Origin of the sequence: Actinotignum timonense (assembly GCF_900155575.1) — a bacterium.
Lineage (GTDB): Bacteria > Actinomycetota > Actinomycetes > Actinomycetales > Actinomycetaceae > Actinotignum > Actinotignum timonense.
Genome location: NZ_LT706966.1, coordinates 1,293,364 through 1,318,651 on the forward strand (window position 1 = coordinate 1,293,364; position 25,288 = coordinate 1,318,651).

16 protein-coding genes and 3 tRNA genes are annotated in these 25,288 nt (G+C 63.4%); 17 read left to right on the forward strand and 2 right to left on the reverse strand.

Going from position 1 to position 25,288, the window contains the following annotated elements; all coding sequences use genetic code 11:
* Positions 1–197 precede the first annotated feature (197 nt).
* From CZ322_RS05390 to CZ322_RS05405, 4 genes are all read left to right on the forward strand, one after another.
* Positions 198–270, forward strand: a tRNA-Thr gene (locus CZ322_RS05390).
* Between the two features lie 27 nt (positions 271–297).
* A tRNA-Met gene (locus tag CZ322_RS05395) sits at positions 298–371 on the forward strand.
* A 39-nt stretch (positions 372–410) separates the two neighbouring features.
* Positions 411–581, forward strand: a complete 171-nt coding sequence (gene rpmG / locus CZ322_RS05400; RefSeq protein ID WP_016443127.1) for a 50S ribosomal protein L33 — start codon at positions 411–413, stop codon at positions 579–581.
* A gap of 176 nt (positions 582–757) precedes the next feature.
* The gene (locus tag CZ322_RS05405; protein WP_087070526.1) at positions 758–1,924 is read left to right on the forward strand and encodes a UDP-N-acetylmuramate dehydrogenase; all 1,167 of its coding nucleotides are present in this window, start codon (positions 758–760) and stop codon (positions 1,922–1,924) included.
* On the opposite strand, the gene CZ322_RS05410 is transcribed toward CZ322_RS05405, so the two are convergent.
* The gene (locus CZ322_RS05410) at positions 1,921–2,940 is read right to left on the reverse strand and encodes an adenosine deaminase (protein ID WP_087070527.1); all 1,020 of its coding nucleotides are present in this window, start codon (positions 2,938–2,940) and stop codon (positions 1,921–1,923) included. The genes CZ322_RS05405 and CZ322_RS05410 overlap by 4 nt on opposite strands.
* A 126-nt stretch (positions 2,941–3,066) precedes the next feature.
* Here CZ322_RS05410 and CZ322_RS05415 point away from each other — a divergent pair, with 126 nt between their 5' ends.
* Both CZ322_RS05415 and phoA read left to right on the forward strand, forming a co-directional pair.
* A complete protein-coding gene (locus CZ322_RS05415) occupies positions 3,067–4,401 on the forward strand; it encodes an aminoglycoside phosphotransferase family protein (protein ID WP_234984476.1) in 1,335 nt (444 codons plus the stop codon).
* A 195-nt stretch (positions 4,402–4,596) separates the two neighbouring features.
* Entirely contained in the window at positions 4,597–8,373 is a 3,777-nt protein-coding gene (gene phoA / locus CZ322_RS05420) for an alkaline phosphatase (protein ID WP_087070528.1), read from the forward strand.
* 136 nt (positions 8,374–8,509) lie between these two features.
* On the opposite strand, the gene CZ322_RS05425 is transcribed toward phoA, so the two are convergent.
* Positions 8,510–9,724 carry a pyridoxal phosphate-dependent aminotransferase gene (locus tag CZ322_RS05425; protein ID WP_159455005.1) on the reverse strand — a complete coding sequence of 405 codons (1,215 nt, stop codon included), beginning with the start codon at positions 9,722–9,724 and terminating at the stop codon, positions 8,510–8,512.
* 195 nt (positions 9,725–9,919) lie between these two features.
* Here CZ322_RS05425 and CZ322_RS05430 point away from each other — a divergent pair.
* From CZ322_RS05430 to CZ322_RS05480, 11 genes are all read left to right on the forward strand, one after another.
* Positions 9,920–9,992 (forward strand) — tRNA-Trp (locus tag CZ322_RS05430).
* Between the two features lie 55 nt (positions 9,993–10,047).
* The gene (secE, locus tag CZ322_RS05435) at positions 10,048–10,287 is read left to right on the forward strand and encodes a preprotein translocase subunit SecE (RefSeq protein ID WP_016443121.1); all 240 of its coding nucleotides are present in this window, start codon (positions 10,048–10,050) and stop codon (positions 10,285–10,287) included.
* Positions 10,288–10,329: 42 nt separating this feature from the next.
* Positions 10,330–11,181 (forward strand): transcription termination/antitermination protein NusG, encoded by an 852-nt coding sequence (nusG, locus tag CZ322_RS05440; protein WP_087070530.1) that lies wholly within the window; start codon positions 10,330–10,332, stop codon positions 11,179–11,181.
* A 237-nt stretch (positions 11,182–11,418) separates the two neighbouring features.
* A complete protein-coding gene (gene rplK / locus CZ322_RS05445; RefSeq protein WP_016443119.1) occupies positions 11,419–11,853 on the forward strand; it encodes a 50S ribosomal protein L11 in 435 nt (144 codons plus the stop codon).
* 175 nt (positions 11,854–12,028) lie between these two features.
* A complete protein-coding gene (gene rplA / locus CZ322_RS05450) occupies positions 12,029–12,730 on the forward strand; it encodes a 50S ribosomal protein L1 (RefSeq protein WP_087070531.1) in 702 nt (233 codons plus the stop codon).
* Positions 12,731–12,904: 174 nt separating this feature from the next.
* Entirely contained in the window at positions 12,905–14,236 is a 1,332-nt protein-coding gene (locus CZ322_RS05455) for a glycosyltransferase family 39 protein (protein ID WP_087070532.1), read from the forward strand.
* Between the two features lie 355 nt (positions 14,237–14,591).
* A complete protein-coding gene (gene rplJ, locus CZ322_RS05460; RefSeq protein ID WP_026428294.1) occupies positions 14,592–15,113 on the forward strand; it encodes a 50S ribosomal protein L10 in 522 nt (173 codons plus the stop codon).
* Between the two features lie 182 nt (positions 15,114–15,295).
* Positions 15,296–15,685 (forward strand): 50S ribosomal protein L7/L12, encoded by a 390-nt coding sequence (gene rplL / locus CZ322_RS05465; RefSeq protein ID WP_026428293.1) that lies wholly within the window; start codon positions 15,296–15,298, stop codon positions 15,683–15,685.
* A 428-nt stretch (positions 15,686–16,113) separates the two neighbouring features.
* Positions 16,114–17,202, forward strand: a complete 1,089-nt coding sequence (locus CZ322_RS05470) for a GNAT family N-acetyltransferase (RefSeq protein WP_159455006.1) — start codon at positions 16,114–16,116, stop codon at positions 17,200–17,202.
* 437 nt (positions 17,203–17,639) lie between these two features.
* Positions 17,640–21,137 (forward strand): DNA-directed RNA polymerase subunit beta, encoded by a 3,498-nt coding sequence (gene rpoB / locus CZ322_RS05475; protein ID WP_026428291.1) that lies wholly within the window; start codon positions 17,640–17,642, stop codon positions 21,135–21,137.
* Between the two features lie 45 nt (positions 21,138–21,182).
* Positions 21,183–25,070: a DNA-directed RNA polymerase subunit beta' gene (locus CZ322_RS05480; protein ID WP_087070534.1), complete on the forward strand. Its 3,888-nt coding sequence runs from the start codon at positions 21,183–21,185 to the stop codon at positions 25,068–25,070.
* Positions 25,071–25,288: the final 218 nt, after the last annotated feature.

Sequence of the window (25,288 nt, forward strand, 5' to 3'; positions counted from 1 at the left end):
TTCTTCGGAAGTTATTTGGGCGGGTTCCCCGAGCGGCAAAGGGGCCCTGATTGAAAATCAGATGCTTTCCGTTTGGTAGCTGCAAATCCTACCCCCGCCACGAAATGTCGAAATGGTTGATCTGTTTCACATTTCTCGCACTGTTGGTTTTTCAGCGTGAATCGAGTAAGCTTGGTACTCGTTGCGAAATCGGCATCGCCCCGATAGCTCAGTCGGCAGAGCGTCTCCATGGTAAGGAGAAGGTCAAGAGTTCGATTCTCTTTCGGGGCTCCGTTGCCGCCTCATGCGGTGACATGAGGCGGGGTAGCTCAGATGGTCAGAGCGCACGACTCATAATCGTGAGGTCGCGGGTTCAATCCCCGCCCCCGCTACTGACTACCAGTAGGGCACAACCTTGAGGAGAAAAAGGAATGGCTAGCAAGTCTGCTGACGTGCGTCCCAAGATCACCCTCGCCTGCGAGGTGTGCAAGGAACGTAATTACATCACGAAGAAGAACCGCCGCAACGATCCGGATCGTCTGCAGCTGAAGAAGTACTGCTCGCGGTGCAATGCCTCCACGAACCATCGCGAAACCCGCTAATAGCGCGGTAGCGTGACGGTATCCCACCCGGGATGAACCCCGGCCGGGATGCACAGCTCAAGGGAAGCCTGAACGGGCTTCCCTTTTTGCGTATCTGATGGCCCCGGCTGCGCCGTCGTCCCACTAGCGCGCGGGCTGAAGCTGCGCCGTCGCCGCGAAAGCCGTAGGCTAGAACAATGAGCTGTACTCTTCCCGAACCACCCGAACCGCATCACGTGAGCGCGCCGGTGCTCTCCACCCGGGCCCGCAGCGGAGCTACCACCCTCGCCGAACTCACCACCATCGGCGTGGGCGGAACCTTCACCGAACTCGTGGAAGCCACCACCGAAACCGAGGTGGTGGATACCGTACGCCGGGCGGACGCGGCCGGCACCCCGCTCCTCGTTATTGGGGGCGGCTCGAATATCCTGCCCGCGGATAGCCATTTTGACGGGATTGTGCTGCGCGATATGCGCTCCGGGATCGTGTTGGATTCGCTGGGCAGCTGCGAAGGCGCGAATTTTTCCGCGCTGCCGGGAACCCCGTGGGATGACCTCGTGGTCCACGCGATTTCCCAGGATTGGGGCGGTTTTGAAGCGCTCTCCGGGATTCCGGGAACCGTTGGCGCGGCGCCGGTGCAAAATATCGGGGCCTACGGGCAGGAAGTCGCTGCGACCCTCGCGCGTCTCAAGGTTTATGACCGGCGCGAAGAACGCATCCGCACGCTGTTCCTCGCGGATATGCGCCTGGGCTACCGCACCTCAATTCTCAAGGAAACCATCGGGGAATACGGGCCGAGCCCGCGGTATATCGTCCTTGAGGTGACCTTCCAAACGAAGCTCTCCAATGTGTCCGATCCCATCGGCTACGCGCAGCTGGCCCGCCACCTCGGGGTGGAGCTCGGGGCGCGGGTGCCTTCGGAAACGGTGAGGGAGGCGGTGCTGGAGCTGCGCGGTAGCAAAGGCATGGTCCTCAATAATGCCGACCGCGATACGTATTCGTGCGGTTCTTTCTTCACCAACCCGGTGCTCACCACCGCGCAGGCGCAGCGGCTCCCGGAAGACGCCCCGCGTTACGAGGTGCACGACGCCGCGCACGCAACTCTGAGCGGCGGTGTTCCCGTGGTAGACGGGCTGGTCAAGACCTCAGCCGCCTGGCTGATTGAGCATGCCGGGTTCACCCGGGGCTACGGGCACGGCCCGGCGCGGCTCTCTTCCAAGCACACCCTGGCGCTCACCAATGCCGGGGGAGCCACCGGTGCGCAGCTGCGTGCCCTCGCCCGGGAAATCCAGGCCGGTGTGAAAGATGCCTTCGGGGTGGTGCTCCATCCCGAGCCGGTGGTGCTCGGCGGCCTGGAAGCCTAGTCCTCTTCTGCCAGCCAGGCATCAACCTCCGCGAGCCAGGCTCGCTTCGAGGAAGCGGAGGCGAAGGACGCGCGGATGGAACGGCGAGCCAACTCGGCCAACTCCGCATCGGAGAAGCCCTGCCGGCGCGCGATCTCATACTGGGCATTGAGGCGGGCCAGGAAGAGCAGCGGGTCATCGGCACCCAGGGCGATGATTGCCCCGGCGTCGAACAGGGTACGCAGGGGAACATCGTCATTTTCGCGGAATACCCCGAGCGACACATTCGAGGCAGGGCATACCTCCAGCGCGATTCCGCGCTCCACAATCTCACCGATGAGGGCGCGATCCTCGGCGGCCCGCACCCCGTGGCCGAGCCGGTCCGGATTCAGGTGCGTGATGACCTCGCGCAAATGCTCGGGGCCGAGCAGCTCCCCGCCGTGGGGAACCGAACGCAGGCCGGCCCGCCTGGCGATGCGGAAAGCTGCCTCGAATTCCGCGGTGCGCCCGCGCCGCTCATCATTGGAAAGCCCAAAACCCACAACCTCACCGGGAGCATCCCCGGCGTAGCGGGCGGCCAGACGGGCCAGGGTGCGCGCATCGAGCGGGTGGCGGGTGCGCGAGGCCGCCACAATAACACCCACCTCCACCCCGGTATCCCGGGTGGCCGCTTTCGCCTCGTCTAAAACAATTTCGAGGGCCGGGGTGATACCGCCAACGTAGGGGGCGTAGGAGGTCGGGTCGATTTGAATTTCCAGGCGCCGCGATCCTTCCGCCCGGTCGGCCCGGGCTGCTTCGCGTACGATCCGCCGCATTGCTTCTTCAGATTGAACGACGGCGCGCGCGGCATCGTAGGCACGTTGGAATCGGAACCAGCCGCGCTGGTCCGCGGGCACCTGCATCGCCACATTATCGGTGAGGTTCTCGGGCAGGCGCACCCCGGCGTGGCGGGCCATGTCGACGAGACTGGGCACGCTCAGCGAACCGGTGAAGTGCAGATGCACATGGGCTTTGGGGAGGGCAGCAAGGTCACGCACCCCTCCATCTTCCCACGCCGGCGGCGAGCGTGGCGCGCGGGTATCCGCGCGTGTGCCGGCCGAGCATCCGCACGCGTGGCGCGCGCCCGCATTGTGCCACCGGGGTGGATGCGGCACTATTGTTCTATGGCTGCATCTTCGGAAAGCGCTGATTTAGCGCTGCTGACCGGCCCGGACGCCGGGTCGATGCTCGCCACCGCGCTTCCCGCTTGGCAGCTCCTCTCCTGGGCGGTCCACCGCGTCAATCACCGCCCCGGGGCCGGCGTGACCGTGAGCTACACCGTGACGGCGCGCGCCCGCGGAGAAGGCGGGCGCCCCACCGGCCAAGCGCGCGAAAAATACGTATGTGCATCCACCGCGCAGCTCTCCCAAACTTTCACCCCCACCCTCGTGCGCCTCACCCACCGCGATACTGCCGTGTGGGTCTGGGAATATCCCCATGATCCCGAGCTTCCCGCGCTTCCGCTGGCCGTCACCCCGAGCCGAATGTCGGCATTCCTGGGAGAAAAAGTAGCGGTGGAGCTCAAAAGCTACCGGCCCACCAGGCGCGCCGTCGTCAAAGTCACCACCGCGGGTGGCGGAAGTGCTTTCGCGAAGGTGCTGCGCCCACCGGCCGCGCAGTCCCTGGCCAAACGCCATCGCATGCTCGGCCAGGCCGGGGTGCTCGCGCCGCGGGTGGTGCGTGAAGATCCGAGCGGCCTCGTTCTTATTTCCACCCTCCCGGGCGAGCCGCTAGCCAATTGGCTGGCCCGCGGGCTGGGGGACCAGAGCGTCGCGCTTTTCGATACCCTGTGGAATCTGCAAGAAAGCCTGCCGGCCGCGGCCATCCACCTCACCCACCGGCCGGCCTGGGCGGATCGGGTGGGCCACTACGCGCACGCCGCCGCGGTAGCGCTCCCCGGAATCGCGGCTCGCGCCCACGCGGTAGCCAGCGGAGTCACGGAGATGATGGCCAGCCTCGATCCCGGGCCTATCGTGCCCGTGCACGGCGATTTTTACGAAGCCAATATTTTCGTGCAGCGCGGGCCCGCGGTAGGCGTGCCCGCGCCAATGGGGACTGCGGTAGGCGCGCCCGCGCCAACGGGGCCCGCCGCGCCCAGCGCTACCGGCTGGATGGCCGGCGTTATTGATGTGGATTCCCTCGGGCCGGGCTACCGCGCTGATGACTGGGCCTGCCTGCTCGGGCATATGAGCGTGCTACCCCACCTGGCCCCGGCCGCCTACCCGCACCTGCGTTCCATCCTGGGGCAGTGGTGCGCCTTGCTGGAACAGCGTTTACCTGCCGCGCCCGTGTACGCGCGGGCAGCCGGGGTCACGCTCTCCCTCGTTGCCGGGGCCGCCCGCACCGACGGCACCCGCTGGGAACACGATGCCCTCGGGCGGCTGCGCGAAGCCGAATACTGGCTCTCCCGAGCGCGCTACCTGGCCGGATACGGAGGAAATGCCTACCCGCGGGGCTAGCTGCGCTCCCGATACACCCGCTGCCCGGCGAGCGGCGTCGTCGTTAAAACCCGGATTTTTCGTCACCTGACAGTGCCGCACCCACCACGCACAAACAATACTGTTCACCCGCTCGTTACATTGTGCTTGCTTTCCGGTAAATGAGTTAAGTGAACCTTAGAGGGCCCACGTTCTGTTAGAAGGGATAAAAGGACAATGGGATCCTCACATTTCACTGCCCGGCGCGCGGTGGCAGCAGCAGCTGTGGCCGCCGTCGGCTTCTCGGCGCTCGCGGGAGGTGCCGCTTCGGCGGAAAATACCACCTACCGCACCGCGAACGGGCCGGAAAACTGCGTTATTTTTGATTCGCAAGGCAACGTTATTCCGCCCAAACCCGGCGATTGCGCGCAATTCGGTAAGGCGGGTCAGGGGCGTTCCAACGCCAAGGCCCGCAACGTCATCCTCATTATTGGTGATGGCATGGGCCAGTCGGAAATCACCGCGGCCCGCAACTACCTCAAGGGCGCCTCGGGGCGTTTCGAAGGTATTGACGAACTCACCTCCGAAGGTATGTACACGCACCATTCCCTCTACAAGGATGGTGCTTTCAATTACGTGACTGATTCGGCCGCCTCGGGAACCGCCTGGGCCACCGGTACGAAGACGTACAACGGAGCCATCGGCGTGGATCTGGCCGGCAAGCCGGTGCAGAACCTCATTGAGCAGGCCAAGAACGCCGGGATGCGTACCGGCAACGTGACCACCTCCGATATTCAGGATGCCACCCCGGCCGTGATGGGTGCGCATTCCACCAGCCGCAGCTACTACGCTCCCTCCGGTAACTCGAAGCCGGCCAAGGGCGCGGACCTGCGTGAAAACGGCGGGCTCGGCTCCATCTCGGAGCAGATTGTGGACACCCGCGCGGACGTGACCCTGGGCGGCGGCGCGAAGTACTTCGACGCCATGGTGACCACCGCCTCCGGGAACACCAACCCCTTCCTCGAGGGGGCGGCCAAGTACAACACCCAGTGGGAAGCCAATAAGTCGGTTCTGGACAACGCTCGCGCGAATGATTTCCAGGTGGTGACCACCGCTGATGAACTCGCGGGAATCACCAAGGCGAACCAGGATTCTCCGGTTCTCGGGCTATTTGCGCCCTCGAATATGACCACGGCCTACAAGTCCTCCCAGGCGAAGGTCGGCGGGGCAAAGGCCGATCCGCTCACCTGCGAAAAGCAGGATATTGGCACCGAGCCTGAACTTGTGGATATGACCCGCAAGGCCATTGAACTTCTCGATGACCCGAGCGCGGAGAAGGGCTTCTTCCTCCAGGTTGAATCCGCCTCTATCGACAAGCGCGATCACGCCTCGGATGCCTGCGGGCAGATCGGGGAAACTGATCGCCTCGACCAGGCCACCAAGGTTGCCCTGGACTTCGCGAAGAAGGACGGGCAGACCCTCGTTATCGTGACCGCGGACCACTCGCATACCGCGCAGATTGTGTCCGACGGCGACGACCACGTGGGCCCCGTGACCCGCCTGACCACCGCCGATGGTTCGCCCATGTCCATCCTTTACGGCACCACGAAGGTCGCTGAAGATGGCACGAATGCCGGTTCCCAGCAGCACACCGGCGCGCAGCTGCGCGTGGCCGCCTACGGCCCCGGTGAAGAAAATGTGCTGGGCCAAACCGACCAGACCGATCTTTTCTACACCATCGGTAACGCACTTTCCCTCAACGCCGAAGCCTCCACCGCCGCCAGCGATGCCAATCTGGCCAAGCCGGTAGCCGGTGGGGCCAAGATGGCCATCGCCGTGGACGAAAACGGCAAGGTGACCGTGCCGGCCCCCGGTGATTTCGCCCAGTACGGCAAGGACGGCGAGCAGCGCTCGGACGCCAAGGCCAAGAACGTGGTGCTCTTCATCGGTGACGGGATGGGCGATTCGGAGATCACCTCCGCCCGTAACTACCTTTACGGGGCGAACGGGCGCCTGCCCGGTATCGATAACCTCGACTACACCGGGTCCTACACCCACTTCTCCATTGATCGCGACGGCGCCATCAACTACGTGACCGATTCGGCCGCTTCGGGTACCGCCTGGGCCACCGGCACCAAGACCTACAACGGCGCTATCGGCGTGGACCTGGCCCAGAAGCCCCGGGAGAACCTCCTGGAGAAGGCGAAGCGGGCCGGGCTCAAGACCGGTAATATCACCACCTCGGAAGTGCAGGATGCCACCCCGGCGGTCATGGGTGCTCACGTGACCAGCCGCTCGCATTACGCTCCCTCCGGGAACGCAAAGCCCGCCAAGGGTTCCGATCTGCGTGAAAACGGCGGGATGGGTTCGATTTCCGAACAGCTCGTGGATACCCGTGCGGACGTGACGATGGGCGGCGGCGCGAAGTACTTCGACGCCGAGGTTCAGGTGTCCGGTACCTGGGGTGAGACGACGCGGTGGACGGCCGGTAAGTCCGTGCTGGAAAACGCGCGCGATAATGACTTCCAGATTGTGACGACGGCGGAGCAGATGGCTGCCCTGACCGAAGCCAACCAGGATAAGCCGGTCCTCGGTCTCTTCACCCCGGGCAATATGCCGCGCATGTTCAACGAGTCGGTGCCCACCCCAGGCAAGCCGACAACCTACGAGACCTGCACGATTAACGAAGCCCGGACCGCCGATGTTCCCACCCTGGCGGCCATGACCCAGAAGTCCATGGATCTGCTCAAGAACGACGCCGGATTCTTCCTCCAGGTGGAAGCCGCCTCGATTGATAAGGCTGATCACGGGGCGGATGCCTGCGGTCAGATTGGCGAACTGGACGATTTGGATCAGGCAGTTGCGGTGGCGCAGCGCTGGGCCAAGGAGAATGGTGAACCCACTCTTATCCTCGTGACCGCCGATCATGCCCACACCTCGCAGATCGTGGGTGCGGGAAGCACGACCTCCGGCGTGAACACCATCCTCAAGACGGTTGATGGCGACTACATGCAGATGTCCTATAACACCGCGGCCTCCAATGAGGTGGCGCGCGGCGGCCAGGGCCACACCGGTGCCCAGCTGCGTATCGCGGCCTCCGGCCCGGGTGCGGAAAACGTGATCGGGCGTACCGATCAGACCGACCTGCACTACACCGTGGCGAATGCGCTCGGCCTGGATAAGGAATCGCAGCCGGTGGTCAATCAGTTCGTGAAGGAAGGTGCCAAGCCGGATCCGAGTGTTGATCCCAGCGCTGACCCGAGCGTGAATCCGACGCCGGAACCGGGTACGGATCCGAGCGGTGATCCCACCGTCCCGGCCGAGCCTTCCGATAACGGCAACACCTTCTACGTATCCAATAACTGGACCGCCACCGTGGCCCAGGCTGTCTTCAGCTTCGGGCGCGCCGGCGACGACGTGCTCGTGGGCGACTGGAACGGGGATGGCAAGGATAGCTTCGCGGTGCGCCGCGGGAACACCTTCTACGTCTCCGATACCCTCGCGGGCGGCAAGGCACCCATCGAATTCTCCTACGGTAAGGCCGGGGACACCGTGCTCGTGGGTGACTGGGATGGCGACGGTAAGGACACCTTCGCGGTCCAGCGCGGCAACACCTTCTACGTGGCGAACTCCCTCAAGAGCGGTAACGCGGATGAAGTCATCAGCTACGGCCGCTACGGGGATACCCCGCTGGTCGGTGACTGGGATGGCGATGGCAAGGACACCTTCGCGGTACGCCGCGGCAATGTCATCTTCGTCAAGAACGCCATTGTTTCGGGTAACGCCGATACCGAGTTCTCCTACGGCAAGGCCGCGGACGAAGTTTTCACCGGAGATTTCGACGGTAACGGAACCGATACCTTCGCGGTGCGCCGCGGCAACGCGCTGCTCGTGAAGAACTCCCTCAATGCCGGCCCGGCCGATCTCACGCTCCACTACGGACGCGTGGCCGACGAACTCTTCGTTGGTGACTGGGACGGTAACGGCACCGATACCCCGGCGGTGCGGCGCTAAATACCGACGCTCAGCTGCCTGAATAACGGGTCAAGCACTGTGGGCCGCGGCGGAAACGTCGCGGCCCACATGTGTTGGGAACGTGCCGGATTAACCATGCGGAGCACAGCCGGCCGGCTAGGCAGCTCTCCGGCTGCTAGGCGAAGTAATCGCGCAGCCGCGCCATGCCCTCGGCTAGCTCCGCATCGGAGAGCGCGTAGGAGAAGCGCAGGAAGCCGCCAACCCCGAAGGCTTCCCCGGGCACCGCGGCAACATTAATATCGCTCAGGAGCTGATCGGCCAGCTCCAGGGAGCTCGTGGCGCGGCGGGGGCCCGCCCCGCCCAGCAGGCCTGCGACGTCGGCAAAAACATAGAAGGCGCCATCCGGGGGCGCGACCTCCACCCCGTCAATACTGGCCAGTTCGCTCACGATGCGGCCGCGGCGGCGCGCGAAGCCCTCGCGCATTTCCTCGATGCGGTCGCGCGGGCCGGTGAGCGCGGCGATGGTGGCCCGCTGCGCCACGTTATTGACATTCCCGGTCAGATGCGAATGCACTCGTTTGACCGCGGCCATCACATCCGCCGGACCGTAGAGCCACCCAACCCGCCAACCCGTCATCGCGAAGGACTTGGAAACCCCGCCGATCACCAGGGCTTGCTGGGCCAGCTCGGGCACTTCGGCCAGCGGGTAGGCGGTGCGCACTCCGTCGTAGGTGAGGTGTTCGTAAATTTCATCGACCACCAGCCAAATCCCGTGCTCAAGGGCCCAAGCGCCGATAGCGCGCACTTCCGCGGCGCTGTAGACCGCGCCGGTCGGATTGGTGGGCGAGCACAGCAGCAGCGCCTTCGTTTTCTCGGTACGGGCGGCCTCGAGCTGCTCCACGCTCACCTTGAAGCCCTGCGCCGGGGGCGCGTACACCTCGGTGACGGTACCGCCGAAGAGCTTAATAACTTCCGGGTAGGTCACCCAGTAGGGGGAGGGGAGGAGCACGTTATCGCCCGGGTCGATGAGCGCCGCCCACGCTTCGAAATTAGCCTGTTTCGCGCCATTAGTAACGACGACGCAGCTCGGGTCAATCCGCACCCCGGCATCGAAAGCGACTTTGGCGCAAATCGCCTCGCGCAGCTCCGGCAAGCCATTGGGGTCGGAGTATTTGTGATTACGGATATCGCCGGTAGCGGCAGCCGCGGCGGCAACAATATGATCCGGGGTGGGGAAATCCGGTTCCCCGGCCCCGAAGGAAATAATGGGGCGGCCGGCGGCCCGCAGCTCACGCTGGCGGGCATCCACCGCGAGGGTGGCGGAGGGAGCAAGGGCTTCCAGGCGCGCGGAAACGCGGCGCGGGGTATGGGGGCTCGGTGTAGTACTCACCCTCCCATTAAACACTGTCCCGGCCGCGGCTGTGACCTTTCTCCAAGGGAAGGTGCGGAAGTGGACGGCCGGGGCGTTATCGACTATGCTATTCCGGGTATGACGGCCTTGCGGTCGTGATACTCCAACGTCCACCTGGCGGCCGGAGCTCGCGGAGCACCCCGGTTTCAGGCATAATGGTGGAGTTGCCAACCTAGGGTAGTGGCGCAATTGGTAGCGCATCGGTCTCCAAAACCGGCGGTTGGGGGTTCGAGTCCCTCCTACCCTGCTCCTGCCCCGCCAATACTGACGGGGCATTGTTACGACGAGGAAAAGGACGCACTGTGAAGGAAGTTGCAGCATCCAAGTCCTCCAAGGGCGCTGCGGAGAAGAAGGGCTTCTTTGCCCGGCTCGCGCAGTTCTTCCACGAAATCTTCGGTGAATTGAAGCGCGTCCAGCGCCCCTCCCGGGAGGAACTGGGGCAGCTGTTCACCACGGTGGTGCTCTTCATCCTCGCCGTGATGGTCTTTATCGGAATCTTCGATCTTATTTTCGGTCGCGCCACCGTCTGGATCTTCGGGTAGGTCCAGAACCAGGGCCGGCCCCAAGAACAGTGAGGGAACAGCGTGTCTGAGAACAATACCGCGCACGACGATCTTTTTATGGAACCGGGTGTAAGCGCGCCCGCTGAGGAGGCTGCTCCCAGCGCGGATTCCCTCACCGATACCACCACCCCGGAAAGCGTAGCCGCGGAAGAAACCGCCGGCCCTGCTTCCGAAGAAGCGCCCGAAGCCGCTGCTGAAACTGGCGAGCCCGCTGAGGAACCCGCTCCGGCTTCCTCCAAGAAGGGCAAGAAGAAGGACGGCATCGTCACCGAAGAAGAGGTGCGGGCCAAGCTCAAGGGCCTGGAAGGCCGCTGGTACGTTCTCCACACGTACTCCGGTTACGAAAAGCGCGTCAAGCAGGACTTGGAAGTCCGCCTTGTCTCCATGAATATGGAGGACTACATCTTCCAGATCGAAGTCCCCATGGAAGAAGTCTTCGAAGTACGCCGCGGGCAGCGCAAGCTGGTATCGCGGGTGCGCATGCCCGGATACGTGCTCATTCGCATGAACCTCACCGATGATTCCTGGCGCGTGGTGCAATCCACCAATGGCGTGACCGGTTTCGTGGGCAATGGCCGTACCCCGGTGGCCCTCACCTTCGATGAGGTTGTCACCATGCTGACCCCGGTGGTGGAAGCCGCCGCGGCAGACGAAGCACGCGCCGCGGGCCTGCCCACCGGCGCCACTCCGGAAACCATCGCTCCCTTCGAAGTGGGCGATCCGGTTACCCTCACCGCCGAACCGTGGGCCGGAATGCCGGCCACCGTCTCGGAAATCGACGCGGAAAACCAGCGCCTCACCGTGATGATGACGCTCGTCGGTCAGGAAACCCCGGTGGAGCTCTCCTTCGCCCAGGTGCGCAAGGAAGACTAAGTTCCACGTGGCCGCTGCGGCGGCGTCGTACTTCCGTAACCTGCGCACGCATAGACGTAAGGGTGTAGAAACGCGAGTACGCCGGCAACGCAGGCTCGTATCTCGCGCAATGTAACACAAGCTCCGCGGTGTGTCTCACACAGGCGGGGCTTTGTGCATCGCTTACTTTCCCGTAATATAGATAGGCGTGCCGTCGCTAGCCATTGCGACGGCTGTTCAATGAGAAAAGGACCAGATATGGCACCGAAGAAGAAGGTTGCAGGCTTCATTAAGCTACAGATTCCTGCCGGCCAGGCCACCCCGGCCCCGCCGGTTGGTCCGGCTCTCGGTCAGCACGGCGTGAACATTGTTGAGTTCACGAAGGCGTACAACGCCGCGACCGAATCCCAGCGCGGAAACATCGTCCCGGTGGAAATCACCGTCTACGAAGACCGCACATTTGATTTTGTTCTCAAGACCCCGCCGGCGGCGCAGCTCATCAAGAAGGCTGCCGGGGTGCAGAAGGGTTCGCCCACTCCGCACACCCAGAAGGTTGGGCACCTCACGGCCGATCAGCTTCGCGAAATCGCGAAGATCAAGGAGCCGGACCTCAATGCGAACGACATTGACAACGCCGCCCGCATTATCGCCGGCACCGCCCGCTCCATGGGCATCACCTCGGACGCTATCTAAATAGCGCGTGCTGGAAGGCGGCAGCGCCGTCGTTCCACCGCAATCCGAGACCACAACGTAACCGGAGCTAAGAGCATCGAGCAACCGCGCTCTTAGACTCCGCAGGTTCCCGAGTGGAACCGTGGAAGGGCCACGCAGGCTCGCTGACCACACCTGCACTAAAGGAGAAGCAGAAATGGCAAAGCGCTCGAAGGCATACCGCGCCGCAGCAGAAAAGATTGCGCCCGGTGTGCTCTACACCCCCGTGGAGGCAATGCGCCTCGCGAAGGAAACGTCCGTGACGAAGTTTGACGCAACCGTGGAAGTTGTGTTCCGTCTCGGCGTGGATCCGCGTAAGGCGGATCAGATGGTTCGCGGTACCGTGAGCCTGCCCAATGGCACCGGCAAGACCGCCCGGGTGATCGTCTTCGCCCAGGGCGAGCGCGCCCAGCAGGCTATTGACGCCGGCGCGGACGAAGTTGGCAGCGACGAACTCATTGAACGCGTTGCCGGTGGCTGGACTGATTTCGATTCGGCGGTGGCCACCCCGGATATGATGGGCAAGGTCGGCCGCCTCGGCCGCGTGCTCGGCCCCCGCGGCCTCATGCCGAACCCCAAGACGGGCACCGTCACCATGGACGTGGCGAAGGCCGTCAGTGATATCAAGGGCGGACGTATCGAATTCCGCGTGGATAAGAACTCCAACCTGCCCTTCATTATCGGCAACACCTCCTTCACCGAGCAGCAGCTCCTGGAGAACTACGCTGCCGCCTACGAGGAGATCATGCGTCTCAAGCCTTCCTCCTCGAAGGGTCGCTACATCCTCAAGGCTACCGTGTCCACCACGATGGGCCCCGGCATCCCGATTGATGCCACCAAGACTCGCGCCGAAGCCTAAGGGCCGGTTGGCGATTAAGCGGATATACGCGTAACGCGAAGGGCGGGGATCCTCAGGGGTCTCCGCCCTTTGTTATACGTACGGCGGTTCGCGTATCTGCGCGCATACATCGCTGTGGCGGGCGCGCGCGTTCCGCCGTTTTTTCTTGTCGTAACCGTGCTTTAGGCTAGAGCCGTGACTTTCCATCCGCGCGTACGTGACGCTTTGCTCGCCTGCCTCCTCATGCTGCTCTGCCTGGGGTGGGCGGCGTGGGCCTTCGCGCACAACCCGTCCATCAACCCGGTGGGGGAGTGGACCTACCTGGACTATTCCCTCAAGGCATCCAGTGGCACCGTCCCCGCCCCCGGGGATGTGATGGCCCCGCAGGCCCGCCAGGCCTGGGCCTGCCATGCCCCGGCCGGTACTGCCATCACCCCACCACCCTGCGATGCCTGGGATCAGGTGGCCCCGGCGGATTGGCCCTATCGCGCGGAAAACTACAATGCTTTCCACCCGCCCCTGTATTTTTTGGTCGACGGCGCCATCGCGCGCCTGGCCGGCCTGGCAGGATTGAGCTTCCTCACGGGCGCCCGCCTGGGGTCGGCGGTGCTGGTAGCCGCCGGAGTGGGGCTTTTCTACGCCGCGCTGCGCGCCTGGCGCTTGAGCCCGGTGGTGTCCTTCGCGGCGGCGCTGTTCTTCCTGGCGGTGCCCTCGGTGGCGGCCAGTGCCACCATGGTGCATAACGATGCCGTGGGCCCGCTGGCCGGCGCGGCCGCGGCATGGCTGAGCGCGCGCATCGTGGTAGGTAAGAAAACCGGCTGGGTGCTGCCCGCGCTGATAACCGCGGCTATCTGCCTCTCCCGGGTCATTTCCATCACCGGAATTTTGGCGATTCTGGTGCCGGTTACCTTGGCGATTTGTTGGCCGGGCCTGGTGGGCTTCGGGCGGGCGCAGCGGCGCCACCTCGCGGTGCTGCTCGGTACTCAGGTACTCACGGTGGCCGCCTGCTACCTGGGCTGGGATGCTATCCAGGGCGCCCGTACCCCAGAAGGCTACGTGCCCGCCATCAACGCGATCTCTACCTCGCCGGTAAGCGAGGCCAGTACTGGGCGGCTCCTTCTCAGCCTTCTCAATCCCTACGGCCTAACCAATCCCGCGGCGAAATACCACTTTTCCCCGGAGCTCATCTCCGCTCCCACCCAGATCTGGGGCACGGTGGCCTATGTTGTTCTGCTGGTCGGACCGCTCCTCGCGCTGGTGGCGGGGCTGCGCTCGGTGCGCGGGCGGGTGCTCGGTCTATCGGGCGCTACCGGGCCACTTATTGTGGGCGTGGTGGTCCAGGCGCGGGAAATTATCAACGGCGGTCTTTACTTCCGTTCCATTCCGCGCCGCTACGGGATCGCCAATGTGGCAGGGGCACTGGCCGCTATCGCCCACCTGGCAGACCGGCCCATCTGGCGCGGTGTGCTCATGGGGGCCGGGGCGCTGGGGTACCTGTGTTTGCTCGCCGGGCCGGTGTGGGCGTAGCTGCGCCGTCGTACCTATATGGACCGGGCCAGCGCACGCTATATGTACGCCTTCAGTGCGTGTGCCGGACCGCCGGCGGTGCACGGGCCGGAAGTGGATCTTCGCGGAGGGCCACCTATCCGCGCCCGTGAGGCAAGCCACGCGGATCGGCCTTGGCGTGGCCGCGCGAAAACGATAGACTAACCGATGCCAAAGACCGCAGGTTCCAACGGGATCAAACTCGCACCGCGAGGCCAGCGCAGGTAAGAACAGAGCTAAATGTTGCCGTGCTCACGGCAGGTCATCCAAGCCCCGTGCCTTACCGCGCGGGGCTTTTTCGTTGCCGATCCTGCGGGTAAGACCGGAAGGAGGCCCCATGGCACGGACCGATAAGTCTGCAGCGATTGCGGAACTCAAGGAGCTCTTCGAGAACTCCACCGCTGTGCTGTTTACTGAGTACCGTGGCCTGACGGTCGGCCAGATGAAAGATCTGCGCCGGTCGTTCCAGGGTGGAGCTGTCTACAAGGTCGCCAAGAACACCCTTCTTGATATCGCCGCGAAGCAGGCCGGAGTCGAGGTAGCGGAGGGGACCTTCCAGGGTCCGACCGCCGTTGCTTTCGTCACCGGTGAAGCTCCGGAAGCCGCGAAGGCCCTCAAGACCTTCGCCAAGGAGAACGAAGCCCTTATCCTCAAGGGCGGCGTGATGGACGGCGCCCAGCTGTCCGCAGACGACGTCAAGCAGCTCGCGGAACTCGAATCCCGCGAAGTCCTGCTGGCCAAGTCCGCCGGTGTTCTCAAGGCGCTCATGTACCAGGCAGCGTACGTACTCAACGCGCCGGCCACCAAGGCCGTTCGCACCATCGACGCCTTGCGCGCCAAGCAGGAAGCGGCTGCGTAGCCACTTCCACCTCGGAATATCACGGGTATCGAATAGCGACTATCACGGATATTTCGGAGTTTTCGCGGCTCGGCATACGCGTCGCGGAGCGGCCCCCAGCCGCGCACCCAGTTAGATCTGCACGGCAGGTATTTCTGCCCATCAGATAGAGTCTGCTCGCTAGAGCGGAAAGGAAGGCCATCATGGCTAAGCTCTCGACCGAAGAGCTCATTGCAGCTTTCAAGGAGCTCACCCTCGTTGAGCTCAACGATTTCGTCAAGGCGTTCGAAGAGGAATTCGACGTTGAAGCCGCGGCTCCCGTTGCCGCCGTTGCCGCTCCGGCCGCTGCCGGTGGCGACGCCGGTGCTGCCGCCGAAGAGAAGTCCGACTTCGATGTTGTTATCGAAGCCGCTGGCGACAAGAAGGTTGCGGTCATCAAGGAAGTCCGCGCCCTCACCTCCCTCGGCCTCAAGGAAGCCAAGGACCTCGTGGACTCGGCTCCCAAGGCCGTCCTCGAAGGTGTGGACAAGGACACCGCCGAAAAGGCCAAGGAAGCCCTCGAGGGCGCCGGCGCCACCGTTACCCTCAAGTAACACGGCACGCCGAAAACTCGGCTAATCGGCTGAAAAATCAGCCATCGGCGCGCGGGCTTCACGCCCGCGCTCCACTCCACAAGCGGATACGCCCCGGCGTATCCGCTTGTTTGGTTTCCGTGATGTGAGACCCCGTGCTATTGGCCGTCCGGCGCCGTGCTGGATCGCAAAGTGGTACTGGAGCTACAGTCAAACCACGATTTTCTGTCGTGGAGTACCACTTTGTCAGTCCCGATGTTCTCCAGTACCACTTTGTCGCGATGGTACGCACGAAGGTTGTTCCCGGCTACACTGGCACGGGTGAGCATCGGCGCACAGGCGGATGCGAGGCCCGAGGCAGGGCCGGAAACGGATACCAGCTCGCCCCGGAAACGAGCCGGGACGAGCCCGGAAACGCCCCGGAAACGAGCCCGGATACAAACTCAACGATGATAACGAAGACGAACGTGAAGATGACGCAGGAAACAACGACGAATCACAGCCCCGAATCGTGCTTAAACCAGAGCTCCGAATCGCCCCAGGAGCAAACCCTGAACCCGGGCTCAAAGAAGAGCCCGAGTCAGACCCCGGAGCAAAGCCCGAACCAGCGCTCAAGCGAAGCCCTGAGTTGGCGCCCCCTCACCCCGAGCGATATTCCTGCGTGGGCCGCGCTGGGCGCCGCGGATCCTTCTCTGCTCCACTCCGCCACGGAGCGCGATCTGCGCGATTTCCTCGCCAATCCTGAGGTCGATCCGGCCACTGAAACCCTCGCGCTGTACCGCGGCGATCACCTCCTCGCCGGAGCCACCGTATCCACGATGGGCGACGTCGACCAAGATGATGACCTCGATATTTATATCGGCTATGCCTGCCCGGACCTCACGTACCTCCCCGAACTCCTCAGCCGCTGCGAGCAGCTCGCCATCGGACTCGCCGAACGCTCCGAAACCCGCTATTCCGGGCTGTCGGTGCAGGTAGCGCGCGATGATGACGCAGAAGAAACCAACGCGGCGCTGGGAGAGCTCGGCTACCGCCTCACCCGCAAATACGAAGTGATGCGCCGCCCGGCCGCGCAAATCCCTACCGTCCACATCGACGGCGTGACCTTCCGCGCCCCCACCCTCGCCGACGAAGAACCGCTGCGCCTCGCCCACGCCGAAGCTTTCCGTGACCACTACGGGCGTTACGATTACGAGGCCGCATCCTGGCACTCCTTCCTCACCGGGTGGCGCATGCGCCTGGACTGCTCCGTCGTGGCGCTCAGCGAAGAAACCGGCGCGGTAGTGGGCTACGCGCTCGCCAATGACTACGGCACCGAGCTCTATATCGAATATCTCGGCTCGCTGCGGGCCGTGCGCGGGCGCGGGGTGGGCGGCCAGCTTGTGGACCGGGTCATCACCAATGCGGCACGGGCCGGGTATGCCACCGTAGGGCTGGACGTGGATACCCATAGTTCCACCGGGGCCGGCCGGCTGTACACCGCCCACGGGTTTGAAGGCTACTGCGCCGAGGTGACCCTCGAAAAACGCTTGCGCTAGAGGAGGTGACCACGCGGGACTGCGGCGTCGTCGTGCTACCGGAACGCCCCGAGCAACGGCGCCCCGGCGCACGCAAGCTCGCCACCCGGCCCGGGCCGCGCCACATACGCACGCACCCGCAGACCTGCGCGAACGCCCCGCGCCCCGGCGCCCCGGCGCGCCCGCACTTGCATGTACGCCGTTCTTGTGCGAAAGTACTTTCGGACGATGAAGTTCAGATGAGATACCGGCACCGCCAAGCGCTGGTATCCCTATGTGTGACCCCTCGCATAGGCCTGGGGTCTTGGTTCTTGCCGTTAAAACGTGTAGTGTAGAAACTTGCGTTGACACTCCTATGCCCTTGATCACCTCCGCAGCGCTTTTCGGCGTGATATCGCGGTTTTCGGTGAGGGTGACTGGATTGTCCTTCTGCCAGATTCGTCAGGGAAGGATCCACTTTGGCTGCTTCGCGCACATACTCGCTCGCTGCACATAACGGCAAGCCGGTTGTTGACCGCGTATCTTTCGCGAAAATCCATGAACCACTGCAAGTGCCGAATTTGCTCGGCCTCCAAACCGATAGTTTCGGTTGGCTGATCGGCTCGGATAAATGGGTCGCGGAAAACCCCGGCGTTCAGTCCGGGCTCGAAGAAATCTTCGAAGAAATTTCCCCGATCGAAAATGCCGCGCAAACCATGGGCCTGGTGCTCTCCGCCCCGCATCTCGAGGAACCGAAGTACTCCATCCTCGAATGCCGCGAACGCGATCTCACCTACTCGGCCCCCCTGTACGTCACCGCGGAATTCCAGAACTACGAAACGGGCGAAATCAAGTCGCAGACCACCTTCATTGGCGACTTCCCGCTCATGACGGACCGCGGTACCTTCATCGTGAACGGTACCGAGCGTGTAGTGGTGTCCCAGCTGGTGCGTTCCCCGGGCGTGTACTTCGAGCGCACCGCGGATAAGACCTCCGATAAGGATATTTACAACACCAAGGTGATTCCCTCCCGCGGCGCCTGGCTGGAATTCGAAATCGATAAGCGCGATGCGGTGGGCGTGCGCGTGGACCGCAAGCGTAAGCAGTCCGTGACCGTATTCCTCAAGGCCCTGGGCATGACGGAATCGGAAATTCGCGAAACCTTCTCCGAATTCCCCATCCTCATTGACACCCTGGAAAAGGACACCGTCCACAACCAGGAAGAAGCCCTGCAGGATCTCTACCGCAAGCTGCGCCCGGGTGAACCGCCCACAGCGGAAGCGGGCCGTACCCTGCTCAATAACTTCTACTTCAACCCCAAGCGGTACGACACCGCGAAGGTGGGGCGCTACAAGATCAACAAGAAGCTGGGCCTGCCGGAGGATAACACCGCTCGCCAGCTCACGCTCACGGATATCACCGCGGCGCTGCGCTACCTGCTTGCCCTCCACCAGGGCATGGATCGCATGGGGGAGGACGGCGAATTCCCGACCATCCTGTGCGCCGAAGGTGCCACCCCGGTGCGCGTGAGCACCGATGATATTGACAACTTCTCCAACCGGCGCGTGCGCGCGGTCGGTGAGCTCATCCAGAACCAGGTCCGCACCGGTTTGGCGCGCCTGGACCGGATGGTGCGCGAACGCATGACCACTCAGGAAGTGGAAGCGATTACGCCCTCCTCGCTCATCAATATCCGCCCGATTGTCGCCGCGATTAAGGAGTTCTTCGGAACGTCCCAGCTTTCGCAGTTCATGGATCAGAACAACCCGCTGGCGGGCCTGACCCACAAGCGCCGCCTCTCGGCCCTCGGCCCGGGCGGTCTGTCCCGTGATCGCGCGGGCATGGAAGTGCGCGACGTGCACCCCTCGCATTACGGGCGCATGTGCCCCATCGAAACTCCGGAAGGTCCGAACATCGGCCTCATCGGTTCGCTGGCCTCCTTCGCGCAGATCAATTCCTTCGGCTTCATCGAAACGCCCTACCGGCGCGTGGTCGATGGCCGGGTCACGAACGAGATCGATTACCTCCAGGCCGGGGACGAAGATAACCACAATATCGCCCAGGCCGAAGCGCCCATCGACGCGGACGGCCACTTCCTGGAAGAAGAAGCGCTCGTGCGCGTTCCGGGCGGCGAACCGGCCCTCGTTCCGGTGGACGAAATCGATTACATGGACGTGTCCGCGCGCCAGATGGTTTCCATCGGTACCGGCATGATTCCCTTCCTCGAGCACGACGATGCCAACCGCGCCCTCATGGGTGCGAATATGCAGCGCCAGGCCGTGCCGCTCATCCGCCCGGTTTCCCCGTACGTGGGAACCGGCTGGGAGATGCGTTGCGCGGTTGACTCCGGTGACGTGACGGTGGCCGCGGCCCCCGGCGTGGTCACCGAAGTGGATGCCGACGCCGTGCACGTGGAACAGGACGACGGCCGCCACGTCATCTACAAGATGTCCAAGTTCGAACGTTCCAACCCCGGCAACTGCATTAACCAGCGCGTGGTCGTTTCCGCTGGGGACCGCCTGGAAGCGGGAACTCTTATTGCCGACGGCGCAGCTACCGAAGGTGGCGAACTCGCGCTGGGGCAGAACTTGCTCGTGGCCTTCATGTCCTGGAATGGCTACAACTACGAAGACGCCATCATCCTCTCCGAGCGCTGCGTGCGCGATGACCTCCTCACCTCGATCCACATCGAGGAACACGAGGTCGATGCGCGTGATACCAAGCTCGGCCCGGAGGAAATCACCCGCGATATCCCCAATGTGTCTGAGGAAATGCTTTCGCATCTCGATGATCACGGGATTATTCGCATCGGTGCGGAAGTGCGCGCCGGCGATATCATCGTGGGCAAGATTACCCCCAAGGGGGAAACCGAACTCACCAGCGAAGAGCGCCTGCTGCGCGCCATCTTCGGGGAGAAGGCCAAGGAAGTTCGCGATACCTCGCTGCGCGTCCCGCACGGCGAATCCGGCATCGTCATCGATATCCGCCAGTTCGATAAGGAAAATAACGACGAACTGCCCTCGGATGTTAATGAGACCGTTCGCGTGTACATCGCCCAGCGCCGCAAGATCACGGTGGGCGATAAGATGGCCGGCCGCCACGGAAATAAGGGCGTTATCTCCCGCATTCTTCCGGTGGAAGATATGCCCTTCATGGAAGACGGCACCCCGGTTGATATCATCCTCAACCCGCTGGGCGTTCCCGGCCGCATGAACCTCGGCCAGGTGTACGAACTGCACCTGGGTTGGGTGGCTTCCCGCGGGTGGGATGCCAGCGCCGCCCGGGAAGCGGGTGAAGAATGGGCCCTGCGCCTGCCCGAAGATACCGTCAAGGCCGCCCCGGGTACCCGGGTTGCCACCCCGGTATTCGACGGCCTCCAGGCCGATGAGCTGGACGGACTGCTCCAGTCCACCCTCCCGGATGCGGAAGGCCACACCCTGGTCAATCGCTTCGGCAAGGCCCGGCTCTTCGACGGGCGCACCGGCGATCCCTTCCCGGATCCGGTCTCGGTTGGCTACATGTACATGCTCAAGCTGCACCACCTCGTGGATGATAAGATCCACGCCCGGTCCACCGGTCCGTACTCGATGGTGACCCAGCAGCCCCTGGGCGGTAAGGCACAATTCGGCGGCCAGCGCTTCGGTGAAATGGAAGTGTGGGCCCTGGAAGCTTACGGTGCCGCACACACCCTGCAGGAAATGCTCACGATCAAGTCCGACGACACCGTGGGCCGCGTCAAGGTGTACGAAGCCATCGTCAAGGGCGATAACGTCCCCGAAGCTGGTATTCCGGAATCCTTCAAGGTTCTTATGCAGGAAATGCGGTCGCTGTGCCTGAATGTGGCAGCTCTCGATGCATCCGGTCAGGTCATTGACCTCCAGGATGCAGAAGAAGATCGCATGCGCGCTGCGGCCGGCCCGGAGGAGCCCGTGCTGCAGACCGGTCTGGAGGATCTGTCCACCGGAGCCGACTTCTAAAATCTCAAATCTTCTTAGTGGCGCACAACATCGGAAGTAGGAATCTTGCTCGACGTTAATCGTTTTGACCAGCTCCACATTGGTCTGGCAACCTCGGATGATATCCGTGCCTGGTCGCACGGTGAGGTGAAGAAGCCGGAAACTATCAACTACCGCACCCTCAAGCCGGAAAAGGACGGCCTGTTCGGCGAACAGATCTTCGGGCCCACCCGCGATTGGGAATGTGCCTGCGGTAAGTACAAGCGGCCGCGGTTCAAGGGCATCGTCTGCGAACGCTGCGGCGTGGAAGTCACCCGCTCGAAGGTGCGGCGCGAACGGATGGGCCATATTGAGCTCGCCGCTCCCGTCACCCATATTTGGTACTTCAAGGGCGTGCCCTCGCGCCTGGGCTACCTCCTGGACGTAGCCCCCAAGGACCTCGAAAAGGTCATCTACTTCGCCGCCTATATGGTGACCGAAGTTGATGAAGAAGCCCGCCGCGCAGATATGCCCACCCTCCAGTCCGAATACGAACTGGAGCGCCGCGCCCTGGAAAAGAACCGGGATGTTGCCCTCGAAAGCCGCCAGCAGGAGCTCGAAAAGGAGCTCGCGCAGGCCGAAGAAGATGGCGCGACCGATTCCCAGAAGCAGAAGATCAAGCGCGCGGCCGATAACGACCTCGCCAAGATCCGCAAGAATACGGATCGCGAACTCGAGCGCCTGGAAACCATGTGGGATCGCTTCACCAAGCTCAAGGTGGGGGATCTGGAAGGCGATGAAGACCTCTACCGCGAAATGGACGCGCACTACGGCGACTACTTCAAGGCCGCCCGCGGTGCGGAAGCGATCCAGGCCCGGCTGCGTTCCTTCGATCTGCAGGCCGAACATGACCGCCTCGTGGAGGTCATCGAATCGGGTACCGCCCAGCGCAAGGCTCGCGCCCTCAAGCGCATCAAGGTGGTCAACGCCTTCCTGCACTCGGATACCAAGCCCGAATCGATGGTGCTTGATGCCCTCCCGGTGATCCCGCCGGACCTGCGCCCCATGGTGCAGCTGGACGGTGGCCGCTTCGCGACCTCCGATCTCAACGACCTCTACCGCCGCGTGATCAACCGGAATAACCGCCTCAAGCGCATGCTGGACCTGGGCGCCCCGGAGATCATGGTCAATAACGAAAAGCGCATGCTCCAGGAATCCGTGGACGCGCTCTTCGATAACGGCCGGCGCGGGCGCCCGGTGCAGGGCGCGGGCAACCGCCCCCTCAAGTCGCTCTCCGATATGCTCAAGGGCAAGCAGGGCCGCTTCCGCCAGAACCTCCTGGGTAAGCGCGTGGACTACTCGGGCCGCTCCGTGATCGTGGTGGGCCCGACCATGAAGCTGCACCAGTGCGGGCTGCCGCGTGTGATGGCCCTCGAACTGTTCAAGCCCTTCGTGCAAAAGCGCCTGGTGGACCTGGAAATCGCCAAGAATATCAAGGCGTCCAAGCGTTTCATCGACCGCCAGCGCCCCGAAGTATGGGACGTTCTCGAAGAGGTTATGCGCGAGCACCCGGTGCTCCTCAACCGCGCACCTACCCTGCACCGCCTGGGCATTCAGGCTTTCGAGCCGCTCATGATTGAAGGCAAGGCGATCCGCCTGCACCCGCTGGTGTGCTCCGCCTTCAACGCGGACTTCGACGGCGACCAGATGGCCGTGCACCTCCCGCTTTCCGTGGAAGCCCAGGCCGAGGCGCGCATCCTCATGCTCTCCTCGAATAACATCCTCAAGCCCTCCGACGGGCGCCCCGTGACCATGCCTTCGCAGGACATGGTGATCGGGCTGTTCTACCTGACATCTCAGGTCGACGGCGCCACCGGGGAAGGCCGCTACTTCACCTCCATTGATGAAGCGCAGATGGCCTATGACATGGGCAGTCTTGACCTCAATGCGAAGGTGAAGATTCGTTTCGAAGCGGACGTTGTTCCCCCGCGCGGCTGGAAGGCCCCGGAGAACTTCGAAGAAGGCGACCGGCTGCTGCTGGAAACCACCCTGGGCCGCGCGATCTTTAATGATTCGCTCCCGGTGGACTTCCCCTACGTCAATGAGACCGTCGATAAGAAGGTGCTCGGCGGGATCGTCAATCGCCTGGCCGAACGCTACGAGAAGGTCTACGTGGCCGCCTCGCTGGACGCCCTGAAATCAGCTGGTTTCTACTGGGCCGGGCGCAGCGGCGCCACCATTGCGGTATCGGACGTCGTCGTACCCGAATCGAAGCCGGAAATTCTGGCGGAAGCCGAAAAGAAGGCCGCGGTTATCGAAAACCAGTTCCTCACCGGCCGTATCGAGGACGAGGATCGCCGCCGCGACCTCGTGGACCTCTGGTCGGAAGTGACGGACGCGATTGCCGTGGAGATGCGCGAAAACTTCACCGCGGATAACACCGTGAACCGAATGGTGTCCTCCGGGGCGCGCGGTAACTGGGAACAGGTCCGCCAGATCGCGGGTATGCGCGGCCTGGTGGCCGACCCGAAGGGCGCGATTATTCCCCGCCCGATTACCTCGAATTACCGCGAGGGCCTCTCGGTTTTGGAATACTTCGTGGCGACCCACGGCGCCCGCAAGGGCCTGGCGGATACCGCCTTGCGTACCGCCGATTCCGGGTACCTTACCCGCCGCCTCGTGGACGTGGCGCAGGATGTTATCGTGCGCGAATCCGATTGCGGGACCAGCCGCGGCCTGACCAAGACCATCGCGGAGAAGGGCGCCGACGGCACCCTCATTCCCGATCCGCAGCTGGATACTTCCGTGTACGCTCGCACCCTCGCGAAGGACGTTGTATCCGAGGATGGCGAAGTGCTGGCGGCTGCCGGAACCGATCTGGGCGATGCGATTATCGAGCATCTCATTGAGAATGGCGTGACCCAGGTTTCGGTGCGTTCCGTGCTGACCTGCCAGTCGCGCACCGGTACCTGCGCCAAGTGCTACGGCCGCTCCATGGCCACCGGCAAGCTCGTGGATATCGGCGAAGCGGTGGGTATCGTGGCCGCCCAGTCCATTGGTGAACCGGGTACCCAGCTGACGATGCGTACCTTCCACACCGGTGGTTCGGCCTCCGCGGACGACATCACCCAGGGTCTTCCCCGTGTGCAGGAACTCTTCGAAGCCCGTACCCCGAAGGGCGAGGCCCCGATCGCGGAAGCGGCCGGCATCCTCCAGATCGAGGATGGGGAGCGCGTACGTCGCCTCATTATTCAGCGCGACGACGCCGAAGAGGACCTTGTCTACCAGGTCTCCAAGCGAGCCAAGCTCTTCGTTCCCGAAGGCGGCCACGTCAATGTTGGTCAGCAGCTCGTGGAAGGTAGCGTGGACCCCAAGAAGGTGCTGCGTATTTCCGGGCGCCGGGTGGCTCAGGAACATATCGTTTCCGAAGTGCAGGCGGTGTACCGCTCCCAGGGCGTGGAAATCCACGACAAGCACATCGAGGTCATCGTGCGCCAGATGCTGCGCCGCATTACCGTGCTGGAAGCGGGAACCACGAAGCTGCTCCCGGGCGAACTCGTGGATGTGGCGCGCTTTGAAGATGAGAACCGCGCGGCGATGGCCGAAGGTGGCAAGCCCGCCTCCGGGCGCCCCGAGCTCATGGGTATTACCAAGGCCTCCCTGGCCACGGATTCCTGGCTCTCGGCGGCCTCCTTCCAGGAGACCACCCGCGTCCTCACCGAGGCTGCACTCAATTCCAAGTCCGATCCGCTCGAGGGCCTGAAGGAAAACGTTATCCTTGGTAAGCTCATCCCGGCCGGTACCGGCCTGGAGACGATGCGCTCGGCCAAGATCGAACCGACTGCCGAAGCTCGGGTGGAGTTCGAAAAGAACAATGGCTTTGCCGCCACCGATTTCGACATGTTCGATGACACCTTCCCGTATACCGACTTCCAAGAGTTCGATCTCGGAGCCGGCTACGGAATGTTCTCCTAAATAAGTTCCCCGGTAGCGGGGGAGTTCCCAGCGGGGCGGCCACGGTGTGGCCGCCCCGCTGCGGCGTCGTCGTAAAAAGAAACGCGGCGCAGAAAAACGGCCCGGGTGGGCCCGCAGCCCGTGTGTTTCCTAACACCTCAGCCCGCGAAGCTTTGACGGCTCCTCGCATTAACCGCTATTCTTGTTTAGGTTGCCTGTTTGCGGGTCTGTTGTGGCGG